The following is a 14,248-nucleotide window of genomic DNA, read 5'->3' as shown; positions in this document are numbered from 1 at the left end:
CGGAACAATTTAGGCCATGCACAGAATAATGGTATTACGCACAGAAAACACCAGCCAGTTCGGACTATTACAGAATTCCGAAAAAGCTGGTGTTTATTTTGTGTTTAAATTGGCAAAAAGTTACTTCGCGGTACTATACGATACACAGTGCCATAGCCCACGAACCAGCATGAAACGGCACTTTTCCAACTTTACTAAACGATATTGGTGCAAGCCATGACGGTTCGAGAAAGAGAATATCAATACGTTGGATGGGCGGGGAGATTTGCTAATTAGCATTATGTCCTCGCTCGCGCAAGAGGAAAGTTCAAATCTATCAAAAATAACCCGTATGGGGATTGTGTATCGATTCCAAGAAGGCAAGGTCTTTATTAACCATAAGTGGTTTTTGGGCTACACCAAGGACGAAAATGGAAATCTTGTGATTGTGCCAGAGCAAGCTGAAGTAGTGAGACGAATATATCGAGAATTTCTCGAGGGGAAAAGTGCAATAAGCATTATCAAGGGTCTAGAAAAAGACGGTATCAAGAATGGAGCTGGACATACGAAATGGCATAATACCAATGTTTATCAGATTTTGAAAAACGAAAAGTATATGGGCGATGCACTATTGCAAAAGTCATATACCGTAGATTTTCTTACGAAAAAGCGAGTTCGTAATGATGGTTATGTTCCTAAATATTATGTTGAAAACAGTCATGAAGGAATTGTAACCAAGGAAGAGTTTGCGGCGGTTCAGGCGGAGTTTACCAGACGAAACAATTTAAGAGGATACTCTAAAACAGGGAAAAGCGAATTTTCCAGTAAGTACCCGTTTTCAGGAAAGTTATATTGTAGCAATTGTGGAGCCAGGTTTAACCGACATGGGTGGGGTGTAGGAAAACTGAAGAAGCCAGTCTGGATCTGTGTCAACCATAAAATGAATGGAGATAAAGCTTGTGCACAGAAGGCGATGATCGAGCGTCAGCTTGAACGGGCATTTATAAGGGCTATGAATAAGGTCATTGGTAGTAAAGACACTTTTATGGAAAAGTTGATAGTTAATATTTATGAAGGTCTTGATGCGATCGAACATGAATTTACGCAAGAACAAATAAACGAACGCTTAGCTGAGCTCCAACAAGAGGTAATGAGTTTGGTCCGTCTGAATGCAAAGACCGGACTTGATGCGAGAGCGTATGACAATGAGTATGGCCAACTGACGGCCGAAATCGAGAGGTTTAGGGGACTGCGGCAAAAACTGCTAGACGAAGAAGCTCAAAAGGTGATCCGAATCCAACGGATTGATGAACTGAGACAGTTCATACAGGAACAGTCTTCTCCCCTGGAGCGCTTTGATGGAGACTTATTTCGCCGGCTGATTGAAAAGGTTAGCGTGAAGTCGCTGGTTGAGGCTGTGTTTGTTTTTAAGACGGGAGCTGAGGTGAGGGAGATTTTAGTTTGAAGACGGGTTTAATTGATTTGCTAGTAATGATTAAGTAGTTCTTGTCATGAAATGGTTGATTTTAGCATCGTTTATTGATACAATTTTTTCAAATGCGGGTAATTGATCTGGAACGGTTTAAGTGTGGTTTTATATATTATTATAAACGCGCATAATGGCGATTGACTTTATAGAGTGGCGTGTTATAATGTAAGTGAGAAATCTTATTATAGTTGATCAGTGCCCTGGTGTTCCTCGAGAGCCAGGGCCATTTTATTTTTAGGAGAGAGTATATGGCTGATAAAATTTTCAAGTCTCATAATTCGCAACTCAGAATATTACGCTCTCGGGGGCTCGAAGTAAAATCAAGTGCTAAGAAAATTTTAGAGGCAGAAAATTACTATAATATAATTAATGGATATAAGGATTTGTTTTTAGATAAAACTGCTACGACTGAAACCTATAAAAACGGGGCAGCCTTTAGTGAGATATTCGCATTATACGAATTTGATCGAGAATTGCGTTTTATATTTCTTAAAAGGTTGTTAAAGATAGAGAATCAAATTAAATCGGTTATTGCCTACAAATTTTCTGAGCGATACGGGCATGACAACTATTTAAAACTAGATAATTTTGATCCGCATAATAATGATAGTAAAAAATTACATAACATAATGAGCGTAATATCAACTTTTCAGAGATCGATTTCAGATCAAAGTGGGAAACACAATGCGGTAACCCATTATGTTACGGAATATGGATATGTACCCTTGTGGGTATTGGTTAACGTTTTGACCTTTGGTAATATAAGTAGGTTTTATGGTGTGTTAAAGCTTCAGGACAGACAAGCGGTGGCAAGAGAATTTGGATTACAAGAGAACGTATTCAAAAGTTATCTGAAATTAATGTCAATGTTTAGAAATATATGTGCTCATGATGAAAGATTTTATAATACAAAGCTAGGGAATTTAGAAATTGTTTCTGGGCCTATTCATGCAAGACTTGCAATCCCGTTGAGAAATGGAAATGGAAAGCCGATATATGGGAAAAACGATTTGTTTGCATTGTTAATATGTTTAAAAGAGTTTTTGCCGAAGCGTACGAGAGGCGAGTTTGCTGAAACGATTAAGCAGATAGAAAAGGAAATTGATAGACTTAAGAACAACATACATACGATTAATATTGTTGATATTCTAGTGATGATGGGATTCCCAACGAACTGGAAAACTCTTTAGTAAAGTGGTTGTTTCAAACGATTGAGACGTTATGTCTCGATCGTTTTTTATTTTCCATGTGTTTTCTAACGAGAGCTATTTTTTAGGAGAGGCAAGACGAATCACGGTCAATCTCGGAGAACTCGACCTGGGGCATCCGCCGCCGCTTTGAACAGGGAAAGCTGCATGTGAATCACACTAAGTTTTTGGGATATGACAAAGATAAAAACGGGAATCTGGTGGTCAATGAAAAGCAGGCTAAAATTGTTAGGCGTATCTATAAGGAATTCCTAGACGGCAAAGGAGCCAACCGGATTGCGAGAGACTTGGAGTTGAGCGGCGTACCAAATTGGAATGGCAAGGCTAAATGGTATGAAGGCAGCATCCGGAAGATGCTTACTAACGAAAAATATAAGGGTGACGCGCTTCTTCAGAAAACCTATACGGTCGATTTTCTGAGCAAAAAACGGGCCGACAACAATGGGGAGGTGCCGCAGTATTATGTAGAAGATAGTCATCCCGCCATTATCGACAAAGAGATGTGGGAAGCGGTTCAACTTGAAATGGAACGCAGGCGGAATTTCGCCCTACAGTACGGCATTCAGAAGCTTGAGTACGCAACAACCAGCAATCCTTTTGCTGGTAGGGTCATCTGCGGTTCTTGCGGTCAGATCTTTGGCAGGAAGGTATGGAACTCTACCGATGATCGGTTCAGGCGGATTATCTGGCGCTGCAATGGCAAATATCCGGCGAAGGGCGAAAAGGGCTGTGAAAGCAGGCACATCGACGATGTGGTTTTATATCAGGCATTTGTAAATGTGTTCAATATGATGGCCGAAAACAAGGATTATTTTCTCGACAAATGGAAAGGATTGCGGGAAAGTAATGTGCTGGTAAAGTATAAAGAGAAACAATTTATTGGAATTATAAAAGTGGCTGAGCCGATCCAAGAATTTGACATCAATTTATATTTTGCATTAGTGGAGAAGATAACTGTTTATGATGGTGGCAGATTGGTTGTAAGCCTGCTTGATGGTATAGATGTTGAGTGCGAAGTTTGATAGGGGTAAAAGCCGGTTGGTGTGCGTAGATTACCACTACCTTGACCGGCTTTTTTGTTCCTATGGTACAAGAATGAATAAAAAGACTTGCAATAATATACTATCTGCATTTGTTTTTCTGGATGTATAATAATGATACTATCTTCCGAGGAGTTATATCATGAACATTACATCTTTTTTAATATACTGCGTTATTGTAACATTTACACCTGGTCCTACCAATATTGTTATCTTGTCTACCGTGCAAGGGTTTGGCATAAAAAAAGCCATGGAATACTCGTATGGAGCAACAATTGCTTTTGGAGCCTTACTTGCCATCTCTGCTATATTGAATACCATGCTTGTGACTGTCATACCCAAAATATTGATTATAATGCAGATTATAGGAACCATTTATATTTTGTATTTGGCGTATCAGATCTATAAAATGGATGCATCGGGATCAACTGAAAAACAGGTTGCCACGTTTAAGTCAGGATTTATCATGCAGTTTGTAAATCCCAAGGTAGTGTTGTTTACAATGACGATAATACCCAGTTTTGTTATGCCATACTACACTGACTTTCATGCATTAACAATATTTGTTGCGATTATTACTGGTATTGGCTTTTGTGCATTTGTTACGTGGGTGCTTTTTGGAGCGATTTTCAAGGAATTCTTACTAAAACATCAAAGGCCGGTTAATGTAAGTATGTCACTTTTTCTGATATATTCTGCTATAATGGGCTCAGGATTGCTTGAACTTATCGGGAGATGATAGTCATGGAAAGATTTATATATAAAAAATCAGCAGATATTACTGCACTATCCGCAAGTTTTACAGATTTTACTTATAAGAAGCATTGCCATGAGGAATATGCATTAGGTGTAACTTTGCGTGGCATTCAAGATTATAATTTAAATGGCAGTTTCTGTTCCTCATACGAGAGTGGGGTTATGCTCTTTAACCCTGAACAAATACATGATGGTAGGGCGCATGATAGTTCAGGTCTTGATTATGTTATGTTATATATTGAGCCAAAGCTATTCCTGGATATACTTGGGAAAAAGGATGTGGTACGGTTTACATCTCCAGTTGTGTATAATCAGGTTCTTCGGAATAGTATCTTAAATCTTTCGCGTGCAATTCAAAGTGGAGAGGATGAAGCCTTGTGTAGTGAACTGCTTCTATCCCTTGTCGACAATTTCAATCAAGCTAATGTTCTTACAGAGTATAAAAGAGATAATAAGTTGGTTAATAAAGCAAAAGAAATGATTTATTCTAAAATGGACGATGTAATGAGTCTTGACGAAATGTGCAAAGAATTTTCGTTGTCGAAGTTTCAATTTATCCGGTTATTTAAAGCTTATACCGGAATTTCACCGTATCAATATTTCTTATTTTGCAAGGTAAATCATGTAAAGCAGTTACTGGAAAAAAACAAGGATATTTACTCGGCTGTGGTAGAATGCGGGTTTGTTGATTTATCTCACTTAAACAAGCATTTTAAAAAAATATATGGAATAACAGCGTTTGAATATCAGTCACATTTGAACTAGACATATAAATGAAACGAGTAGTAAGGCGGCTGGTTTTGACGGCAGCATCATTTGCCTAGGCCGATAGTTTAAGAGCATTTATGGAGTCTCAGCCAATGAATACTGGAAGCTGATGCTTTGAGGAGGGTTAAGGTGAAGTTTGACAATAAAATTGTAGCAATACTGCGGGAAGACCTTTTGGTGTGGCAGAAACTGAATGTAACTGCGTTTATCATGAGCGGGATTGGCGGACAGCAGGATGTACTTGGCGAACCATACATAGACGGTACCGGCAATACTTATTTGCCGATGTCGAAACAGCCCATCATGATATACGCTGCAAGTGGTGAACAATTAAAAGAATTATTGCTGAAAGCGCTGAACAAAGAAGTAAATATGGCAATCTATACCGAAGAATTGTTCACTACATACAACGATGCTGACAACCGGGCAAAGGTTGCCGAGTTTGATGCTAACGACCTTAACCTGGTGGGTATCGGAATGATAGGCAAAAAAAATCATGTCGACCGTTTGACCAAAGGGTTAACTCTTCATAAGTAAAATAGCCGTTGGTTTCGAAGGGGGGCGGACACAACTGTATTAGAAAAAACACAACAGAAACCTCTTGACAAACTATGTATGATTCGATAATATTTAGTCAGATGGACTGTGTATATACACGATTATTGCAAATAAATAATTTAGAGTGAGAGCATGAATACGAATAATGACAAAAATTTAAAACCTGCTAGCATTTGCAATTGTACTAACCTTCGGCGAGCTTCACGGGCCATTACTCAGTTTTATGATGAGTTATTAAAACCGAGTGGGCTAAAAGTTACCCAATATTCCTTATTGAATCACTTGAAACGCCTTGGCCCCCTTTCAATGAGTGAGTTTTCGCAAGCGATCCGCTTAGAGCGTACAACGCTAGTTCGAAATCTGAAAATTTTAGAGAAAATGGGTTTGATCAGTATTGTTGCCGCAAAAAAAGCGCATGCGAATCAGGTATGTATTACTGGCAGTGGGTTAGAATCATTAGAAATGGCTCTGCCCTATTGGCAGCAAGCGCAAGAACGTACCAAAGAACTGTTGGATGAGGAAGAACTTTGCGTTTTTTTCAGAGCACTTCAAAAAATCGAATCAATTGTTCCATAATTTTTTTGCACACGCTGTGTATATACACAGTGTGTTGTGACCTCGTGTGGAAACACTTTTGCGTCAATGCTGTCTATCCAAGTAGTAGTTGCAGGATAAAACGTCACCTTTTGAGGGCTTTCAAATTTAATTTTCTATAGGAGACAGATATGCAAATGAATTCAACGCGGGGAGCTTGGCTGCTCATGGTAAGCTCGGCTGCAATCTTAGCAATTACTATGGGGTCTCGACAATCCGTCGGACTTTTTGTTTCGCCGATTGATGCCGCAACAGGATTGGGAATTGTTTCGATTAGCTTTGCCCTTGCTGTAGGGCAGTTTGTGTGGGGGTTGGCTCAGCCTATTTTTGGAGCGATTGCCGACAAAAGGGGATCGTATGGAGTCCTTGTTTTTGGAACGCTCATGCTTGCGGGCGGATTGGCGCTCACTCCCTTCATTCATTCGGAATGGTCGCTTATTATGACGATGGGAGTTTTGAGTGCGGCCGGAGCTGGAGCAGGGAGTTTTTCCATACTTATTGGCGCTACTTCTCATCAACTTCCTCCGGAACGTCGTGCTTTTGCGGGTGGTTTTATCAATGCCGGAGGTTCATTAGGGCAATTTATTTTCGCACCGCTTTTACAAGCAATTATCAGTGGTTTTGGCTGGGTCTCTGCCATGTTTACTATGGCGGCTGCAACGCTTCTGACAATTCCTCTTGCCTCTTCGTTATCTGGGAAGGGATTAGCCGAAAAGGCAGAACGATCAGAGCAGAAAATAGAAGGCTTATTACCACAATTACGTCAGGCGATGTATGATCGAAGCTATTTATGCCTGCATGCGGGATTTTTTACCTGCGGTTTTCATGTTGCATTCCTGGTGACGCACTTGCCGGGTGAAGTGGCTTTATGCGGACATACGGCACATGTTTCTGCGGCATCCTTGGCGATTATTGGCTTATTTAATATAGCCGGCAGCTTATTTGCCGGACATCTTGGCTCGCGATATCGGATGAAGTACATACTGGCTGTCATGTACGGCAGCCGAGCTGTAATGATTGCCTTATACCTTCTTGCTCCCAAAACGGTTTTGACCTTTTATGTTTTTGCCGCTTCTATTGGTTTTACTTGGCTGGCGACGGTACCGCCAACAGCTGGACTCGTAGGGAAACTTTTCGGAACGAAATATTTAGCTACACTTTTTGGGTTAACTTTGTTTACGCATCAAATTGGAGGGTTTTTAGGCGCATGGCTCGGCGGATTAGCGATGGCGCACGATGGTAATTATTTATGGGTGTGGTATGTAGATATTATTTTAGCGTCCTTAGCAGCGCTGGTTAACCTGCCGATCCGGGAAGAAAAATTAAGTTTCTGACTGCAGTTCAGAGTAAGAAATCTGTATGGGGAGGATGAACATGGTTAAGGAAAAGATCAGAAAGTATATTTTGGATCTAGGTGTAGATGATGTTGGCTTTGCAAAAGTTGAGGACTATCGAAGCCCAAAGTCTTATCCCGTCGAGAACTTTTTGCCGGGAGCAAAAACGATTATATCTTTGGTTTTTCAGGAATTGGACACTTGCGAAAGCCCCAGTACTACCATAGCCATGAATGGTCGGTTAGACATGAATTATTTTCAGCGGTCTTGCAGTTATCAAATTAGCCGCTTCCTGAAAAACGAGTTTCAGGCAAAAGTAGTGACTATGCCTTACGCTTATCCAATGGAAATAGATAAGGACAGAATGAGCAAGGCGTTAGCGGATTTTTCGCAGCGCCATGCCGCGGTAGCCGCCGGAATGGGGACATTTGGCCGGCATAACCTCGTCATTCATCCACGATTCGGAACTCGGATCGGGTTAACGGCTTTTATCACCGACTTAGAGATTGAGTCAGACAAAAAAATAGAACAGGATCTGTGCATCCATTGCGATTTATGTGTCAAGAATTGCCCGGGAGGAGCGCTTGATGAGACTGGCAAGACGAATATTGGGCGATGCATTAGAAATTCACAACCATACGGGTTAGGAACTGCTATCGGCTTTTGGCAAAAGTTTGCCGATAGTACGCCGGAAGAACAAAAACAAATGTTTAACGAGGAAAAGTATTGGCGCATGCGACAGGCCGACTCGATCGGAATGCAATACTACTGTTTTCATTGCATAAAATCTTGCCCGATTGGGCAGCGCTAAATACTGACCCCAAAGATGGATAGAGCGCTTCCTAAGGCAACAGAGAAGGGAAAAAGAAGATAGCACTAATGCGTGATATTAGAGAATTTGATGTAGACCTGAGCTATAGTAACGAAGCGCAGAGTGTAGTAAAAGCTCTTTTCGCTAATGAAGAAAAGATTTTCTATTGAACATTTGAAAAATTGCATCCGTTTCTTTTTGATTTTTATCAAAATCGTGTATATACACAACATATTGGAGTACTTTTCTCATTTGTTTTGAAAAATAGTATATCAGAAGGGGGATGCAACGCAAATCATAGAACAGGTAAGGACGGTTAAGTGGACTGCATTGCAGTGTCAGGCGTTATCGGTAAATACGGAGAGGAGAATGAAAATATGAGTAATATTATGGAATGGCACAATGAGGTTATCGGGCAGAGGGCAGCTAAAGCTTTGAATGGACATGATTTTCATGCTCATTATTTTGGCAACCGGCAAGAGGCTTTAGACTACGTTTTGCAGCTTATTCCGGACGGGGCCACTATAGGTGTAGGTGGCTCTAGAACTGGGATAGAGTTGGGATTGTGGGAGATATTGACTGAACGCGGACATGAACTGTTCAATCATAGCAAGGAAGGGCTATCGAAGGAGGAAATGGTCGAGCAGCGCTACAAACAGCTAACCTGTGACGTATTTCTAACCGGCGCGAACGCCATCACGTTGACGGGCGAGATAGTAAACCGCGATGCTATTGGGAATAGGGTTGCGGCAATGATGTTCGGACCAAAAAAAGTAATTATCATAGCTGGAACTAATAAAATAGTCAGGGACGTTGCAGAGGCCGACAAGCGAATTAAGATGTACGCTGCCACGATGAATAACAAACGATTGAATTTACCGAATCCTTGTGTGCAGATTGGCGAGTGTGTGGATTGCAATAGTCCCCATCGTAGTTGCAATATTACTTCTGTATTGAGTAGGCGCCCTTGGCTTACTGATATTCATGTGGTTATTCTGGGGGAAAACCTAGGCTTCTAATTAGCAAGAATGTATTTCTAATAAAATTATTATGGGGAGGAACAGAAATGAAAGAAGTAAAGCTCTTTGATGTGAATGAAGCGGAGTGGAAAGATTGGAAAGAAGGGATGAGGGCGTGTGTATTCAAAGCGACTCCGCAGGCGACAATGCAGTATAATGAGATTAAACCGGAAGTCGTGCTAGACCCTCATAGCCATCCGGCAGAACAATTGACCTGTGTGCAGCAGGGCTTCGTTGACATGACGGTAAATGATAAAACATATTCATTAGGCCCAGGTTGTTTTTGCTATATTCCTTCCGGTGCAGTACATTCTGCAATAAATCGAGGGAATACAACGTGCGTTATTGTTGATGTTTTTATGCCGGAGAGAGACGATCGGGAACATAGTAAAAAAATAAAAGATATGGGACATAATTGGTAACTGAAAATTATAACCGTAAAAAACTTCTGTCAACAATTTTTACAAGCTGGCAGAAGTTTTTTGAAAAGTATTGACGCATGCGGCAAGCCGAATCGAGAGGAATGCAATGCTACTGTTTCAATATCATGAAATCTTGCCTGATTGGGCAGTGCTAAACACTGATCCCAAAGATAAATAGAACTGCTTTCTTAGGCAAAAGAAAAAGGAGGGGAAAAGATGTCACTTACGAATGATATTAAGGAATTTGCTTTGGATTTAGGTTACAGCCGGGTAGGTATAACCACTGCGGAAAGCTTTACTGAGCATGCTGAGGAGATAAAATCTAGAGGCAACATGTATGATTTTTACACAGAAGATCCGCGTCAGTTTTTGCAGGGAACGGAGCCGAAGAAAATGATGTCTTCTGCGAAGTCAATCGTTTCCTTGGTGTGGGATTATTCGCAAAAAGCATTTCCTGAGGAACTGCTTGGCAAGATCGGGCGTATTTATCAAGCCCGTTGCTATAATGCGCCCCCGCACCGCATAAATGGGGCGCGTAATCAGCTCATGGCGGATTTTCTTGCCAAGAAGGGTTGTCAAATTGGGCAGGGTATAATTATTCCGGAGCGGTGGGCGGCGGCTAGAGCCGGAATAACTACCTACGGCAAAAACAATTTTGCCTACGCCGATGGGATAGGATCGTTTATCGTGCTGCACTCTTTTGTTGTTGATGCTGAACTAGAGTACGATAGGCCGACGGTAGAAGTTGGGTGTCCCGAGGGATGCTCGGCTTGTATCAAAGCCTGTCCGACGCAAGCGATTGTTGCTCCGCAAAAGCTAAACCCCCGTCGCTGCATTGCATTTAATGCTTGGTGGACGCAGGATGGCAGGCCAAAAGCCTCCAGTCATATTCCACACGAAATTAGAGAAAAAATGGGGACACGGGTTCATGGATGCGATGTTTGCCAGGAAGTATGTCCACGCAATCAGCAAAGATTAAAGGCTAAACTGCCGGATGACGATTTTTTGGTGAAAGTATCTCAGGATTTCAGCCTGTCGAAGATGCTTACTATGACGGATAAGTTTTATGAAACCAGGGTACAACCTTTAATGTATAACTATATAAAAGATCGCAAGTATTTTCAGAGAAATGCCGCCATAGCCCTGGGAAATATCGGTGATCCGGCATTTATTCCCGAATTGGAAATTGCTATGAATGACCCTGAGGAGTTGGTTCGAGGATACTCCGCCTGGGCTTTAGGAAGGATTGGTGGCGATTTGGCAAAGCAAGTATTGGAAGCAAAGAGAAACAAGGAGACTTCTGAAACTGTAAAAAAAGAGATTGAAGCGGCTCTATTAGCAATGAAATAATGCTTTAAGAGAGAACCAGTATTTTGATGTGAGGTTTTTTGGTTCCATAATAAATGTTGGGGTAAGCATTACAACCGTATGTTTGTCCCAACATTGTTTTTTGTACAAAAAATGAGCCGGTTAGAGTAAGCTTGGATTACTTTAACTGGCCTGTTGCTATGATATTTGCTTATTATTGATAGCCTTGACAAGCATCGTTTTTTGAGTGATGAATGCTTGTCAGGAGGGGATAAGCATGACAAATGGACAAAGGCAGAAGATTAAAATATTGCGGTACCAAGGTGTTGGGTATGGAAAAATAGCAAAGGCTACTGGGCTGTCGAGAGACTCGGTCAGGAACTATTGTATAAGAGAAGGCTTAAATGGATATGCATCAGAGTTAGTGACGGAATACCGCGAAGTATTGAAAGAGGAAATGCTTTTTGTTGTTTGCCTTAATTGCGGCATGAAACTTGAACAAAAAAGTTGCGGGCGGAAGCGCAAATATTGTTCATTAAGTTGTAAAAGAGAATGGGAAAAGGACCACCGAACGGCATATGTTCTTAACTGTGAATATTGCGGGAACGAATTCAAAGCGCTAGGGGTCAGCTGGCGCAAGTTTTGTAGCCAAGAATGTTATCGCAGGGATCGCTTTTGGCGGGAAGAAGATGCTGCAGAGGTTGCTCGGAAAATTTTGCAGTTTAAAAAGATTGTCAACGCCGGTTTATTTTTGACCACCAGCGCCGGGTGAAAAATGACCACTTGCAACCGATTAAGAACTGACCACTCCATCGGATTTCAAGAGTTCACCGCTTGGAGGGTGAGGAATCAAAGACAGACCGGCTTTGTTGCGATTCTTGAGACGATAGCTCTGGCCTCGTATGTTTATGACATGCGCGTGATGCAACAGGCGGTCAAGGATGGCTGTCGCCAGCGGAACATCGCCCATTAGCTCGCCCCATTCGCCGAAGCCTTTATTGCTGGTCAATATAATGCTTCCTTTTTCATAGCGCGAACAGACCAACTGAAAAAACAGATTCCCGGCATAGCGGTCAAGATGCGTGTAGCCAATTTCATCGATCAGCAACAGTCCCGGACGTTGATAAACTTTCCAGCGGCGTTCCAGCCGCCCTTCGTTATCCGCTCGGCGCAGATCAGCAATCAATCGGTCCATACTGACAAAATACACGGAAAGACCTTTGCGAATCGCTTCCGTGGCAAGACCGATCGCCAGATGGCTTTTGCCAACTCCCGGCGGCCCTAGCAAAATGACATTTTCTTGGCGATGCACAAAACTCAGTGTTTCCAGTTCGCGAATCAATCGTTCATCCAATCCAGGTTGAAAGCTGAAATCAAACTCGCCAAGATTCTTCTTTTGCGGCAGACGCGATAGCTTTAATCGCGTTTCCTCGCTGCGCACTTTTCGGACATCGTTTTCCGCATCCAGCAGTCGGTTTAAAAAACTCAGATAGGTTGGCTGCTCATGTGCTGCCAGTTCCAGATGCGCATCCAGCGCTTGCGCTGAATGCGCCAATCCAAGAGCGTCAAGGCTATCGCGAACGTGTTCTAATTCCACCATATCAAGTCGCCTCTGCAAACTGCGCGTACTCGGTTAGCGGTCGGATATACACTTGATCGAGCGGAATTTGCACGGCACAGGATGGTTCATGCGGGATACCTTGTTGTGCGGAAAGCCCATCGTATTGTCCCGTGGCGTAAACATGTTTACGCGATTTGTGGCAAACAGCATGCGTTTGGAGCAATTGTCCGGCTTCATCGACAATGATAATCTGGCCGCGTTGCAGCGCGACTTGAACGCACTTGCCGCTATTCCTCCAATGGACGCCATACAGCGCGCCATTGTAACTGACGAAGCCTTCGCGTGAAACCTTGCGATTTTCCATGCGATAAGGGTTGCAGATGTTTTCCGGCGGCAAGGCGCTCAACTTTTCAGCCGACAAAAGATCTACGGGCCGTTCGCCGGTTGTGCCGTGAACCTTTTGATTCGCCTGATCGCACCAAGCTACCGCTTGCAGTTGCAGATCGCCAAAATCAATAAATGCTCTGCCCGGAAGGAAGTTATCCCGGACGTAGTGAACCAGCCGTTCGACCTTGCCTTTGGTTTGCGGCCGACGCGGCCGGCAAACTTTCGGAATAAATCGCATATCCGTTGCGAACCGTTCAAATGGTTCATGCCAAATCGGTTTGCCGTGATCGGTGGATATGATCACCGTTTTCATCCTGTCGGTCAGCACGACTTCCGGTACGCCGCCAAAATACTCAAAAGCATTGAGCATGCAACGCAACAAGCTGGCGCTGTCGCAGCGGCGCGAAAACTCAATATAACGCGTTCGACTGTGACCAAGAACCATGACGAAACAGGCGACTTTTCGCATTTGACCGTTGCGAGCCTTGTAGTTCATAAAACCCCAATCCATTTGCGATTGGCGACCAGGCGGTGTTTCAAAACGCCGGACGGCTGGTTCCATTTTGACGGAAGGCGGGCGAAACGGCGCCAGGTAATCCTTAAGAATCGTGATGCCACCGTCAAAGCCTCGTTCAATAATCCGGTCAAAAATCACGCTAGCATTATAGACTCCAAGCTCAAGCAGTTCTTGGATATACGGTTTAAACGGATCGAGCTTTGAGCCGCGTATTTTGCCTTTTAGTCGATGCGGTTGCTCACCTTGTTCCAGATATTTTCGGACGGTTATTCTCGACATACCCGTTTCCCGGGCGATTTGTGAAACGTTTTTTCCTTGCATAACTTTCATTTCTTGCAGCATAATAGAAGTGCCACGCTCCTTCATTGGCGCTACCTCCTTTGATGTCTCGACAACTCAAAGGGTAGCCTATTGGGGGAGGGTGGTCAATTTCTACCCGACCGATAGTGATCAATTATCGACCGGCGCTACTGGCTAATTATAGCCCGGCGTCGACA

The 14,248-nt window shown here is 42.7% G+C and carries 15 protein-coding genes; 13 read left to right on the top strand and 2 right to left on the bottom strand.

All coding sequences use genetic code 11. The features are described 5' to 3' along the window. The first annotated feature begins 265 nt into the window (after positions 1–265). From C508_RS19140 to C508_RS0116970, 13 genes are all read left to right on the top strand, one after another. Positions 266–1,444 (top strand): recombinase family protein, encoded by a 1,179-nt coding sequence (locus C508_RS19140; RefSeq protein WP_156817670.1) that lies wholly within the window; start codon positions 266–268, stop codon positions 1,442–1,444. Between the two features lie 272 nt (positions 1,445–1,716). Further along, entirely contained in the window at positions 1,717–2,658 is a 942-nt protein-coding gene (locus C508_RS19135; RefSeq protein ID WP_018704778.1) for an Abi family protein, read from the top strand. Positions 2,659–2,825: 167 nt separating this feature from the next. After that, on the top strand, positions 2,826–3,698 hold the full coding sequence (locus C508_RS19130) for a recombinase family protein (protein ID WP_018704777.1): 873 nt from the start codon (positions 2,826–2,828) through the stop codon (positions 3,696–3,698). A 160-nt stretch (positions 3,699–3,858) separates the two neighbouring features. After that, positions 3,859–4,455 (top strand): LysE family translocator, encoded by a 597-nt coding sequence (locus C508_RS0117020; RefSeq protein ID WP_018704776.1) that lies wholly within the window; start codon positions 3,859–3,861, stop codon positions 4,453–4,455. A 5-nt stretch (positions 4,456–4,460) separates the two neighbouring features. After that, on the top strand, positions 4,461–5,237 hold the full coding sequence (locus C508_RS0117015) for an AraC family transcriptional regulator (RefSeq protein WP_018704775.1): 777 nt from the start codon (positions 4,461–4,463) through the stop codon (positions 5,235–5,237). Between the two features lie 132 nt (positions 5,238–5,369). Further along, a complete protein-coding gene (locus tag C508_RS0117010; RefSeq protein ID WP_018704774.1) occupies positions 5,370–5,777 on the top strand; it encodes a DUF2000 domain-containing protein in 408 nt (135 codons plus the stop codon). 153 nt (positions 5,778–5,930) lie between these two features. Then, entirely contained in the window at positions 5,931–6,374 is a 444-nt protein-coding gene (locus C508_RS0117005) for a MarR family winged helix-turn-helix transcriptional regulator (RefSeq protein WP_018704773.1), read from the top strand. A 149-nt stretch (positions 6,375–6,523) separates the two neighbouring features. Further along, positions 6,524–7,726: an MFS transporter gene (locus C508_RS0117000; RefSeq protein ID WP_018704772.1), complete on the top strand. Its 1,203-nt coding sequence runs from the start codon at positions 6,524–6,526 to the stop codon at positions 7,724–7,726. Between the two features lie 40 nt (positions 7,727–7,766). Continuing rightward, positions 7,767–8,537, top strand: coding sequence for a 4Fe-4S binding protein (locus C508_RS0116995; protein ID WP_018704771.1), 771 nt, complete (start codon positions 7,767–7,769; stop codon positions 8,535–8,537). Between the two features lie 377 nt (positions 8,538–8,914). Beyond that, a complete protein-coding gene (locus tag C508_RS0116985; protein WP_018704769.1) occupies positions 8,915–9,556 on the top strand; it encodes a lactate utilization protein in 642 nt (213 codons plus the stop codon). Between the two features lie 47 nt (positions 9,557–9,603). Further along, positions 9,604–9,978 carry a cupin domain-containing protein gene (locus C508_RS0116980; protein WP_018704768.1) on the top strand — a complete coding sequence of 125 codons (375 nt, stop codon included), beginning with the start codon at positions 9,604–9,606 and terminating at the stop codon, positions 9,976–9,978. 249 nt (positions 9,979–10,227) lie between these two features. Then, the gene (locus C508_RS0116975) at positions 10,228–11,328 is read left to right on the top strand and encodes an epoxyqueuosine reductase (RefSeq protein ID WP_245553749.1); all 1,101 of its coding nucleotides are present in this window, start codon (positions 10,228–10,230) and stop codon (positions 11,326–11,328) included. 235 nt (positions 11,329–11,563) lie between these two features. After that, a complete protein-coding gene (locus C508_RS0116970) occupies positions 11,564–12,058 on the top strand; it encodes a hypothetical protein (protein WP_018704766.1) in 495 nt (164 codons plus the stop codon). Positions 12,059–12,079: 21 nt separating this feature from the next. On the opposite strand, the gene istB is transcribed toward C508_RS0116970, so the two are convergent. Both istB and istA read right to left on the bottom strand, forming a co-directional pair. Beyond that, the gene (istB, locus tag C508_RS0116965) at positions 12,080–12,886 is read right to left on the bottom strand and encodes an IS21-like element helper ATPase IstB (RefSeq protein WP_018704765.1); all 807 of its coding nucleotides are present in this window, start codon (positions 12,884–12,886) and stop codon (positions 12,080–12,082) included. A gap of 1 nt (position 12,887) precedes the next feature. Beyond that, positions 12,888–14,117, bottom strand: coding sequence for an IS21 family transposase (gene istA, locus C508_RS0116960; protein ID WP_018704764.1), 1,230 nt, complete (start codon positions 14,115–14,117; stop codon positions 12,888–12,890). Between the last annotated feature and the right edge of the window lie 131 nt (positions 14,118–14,248).

The organism is Anaeromusa acidaminophila DSM 3853, assembly GCF_000374545.1.
Classification (GTDB): Bacteria; Bacillota; Negativicutes; order Anaeromusales; family Anaeromusaceae; genus Anaeromusa; species Anaeromusa acidaminophila.
Note: the sequence above shows the minus strand (reverse complement) of the source record. Positions and strands in the feature narration are given on the sequence as shown.

Excerpts from the sequence above, each read along its gene's own strand:
- C508_RS19135 (WP_018704778.1), top strand. The coding sequence starts at position 1,717 with ATGGCTGATAAAATTTTCAAGTCTCATAATTCGCAACTCAGAATATTA.
- C508_RS0117020 (WP_018704776.1), top strand. The coding sequence starts at position 3,859 with ATGAACATTACATCTTTTTTAATATACTGCGTTATTGTAACATTTACA.
- C508_RS0117015 (WP_018704775.1), top strand. The coding sequence starts at position 4,461 with ATGGAAAGATTTATATATAAAAAATCAGCAGATATTACTGCACTATCC.
- C508_RS0117005 (WP_018704773.1), top strand. The coding sequence starts at position 5,931 with ATGAATACGAATAATGACAAAAATTTAAAACCTGCTAGCATTTGCAAT.
- C508_RS0117000 (WP_018704772.1), top strand. The coding sequence starts at position 6,524 with ATGCAAATGAATTCAACGCGGGGAGCTTGGCTGCTCATGGTAAGCTCG.
- C508_RS0116995 (WP_018704771.1), top strand. The coding sequence starts at position 7,767 with ATGGTTAAGGAAAAGATCAGAAAGTATATTTTGGATCTAGGTGTAGAT.
- C508_RS0116985 (WP_018704769.1), top strand. The coding sequence starts at position 8,915 with ATGAGTAATATTATGGAATGGCACAATGAGGTTATCGGGCAGAGGGCA.
- C508_RS0116980 (WP_018704768.1), top strand. The coding sequence starts at position 9,604 with ATGAAAGAAGTAAAGCTCTTTGATGTGAATGAAGCGGAGTGGAAAGAT.
- C508_RS0116970 (WP_018704766.1), top strand. The coding sequence starts at position 11,564 with ATGACAAATGGACAAAGGCAGAAGATTAAAATATTGCGGTACCAAGGT.
- istB (WP_018704765.1), bottom strand. The coding sequence starts at position 12,886 with ATGGTGGAATTAGAACACGTTCGCGATAGCCTTGACGCTCTTGGATTG.
- istA (WP_018704764.1), bottom strand. The coding sequence starts at position 14,117 with ATGAAGGAGCGTGGCACTTCTATTATGCTGCAAGAAATGAAAGTTATG.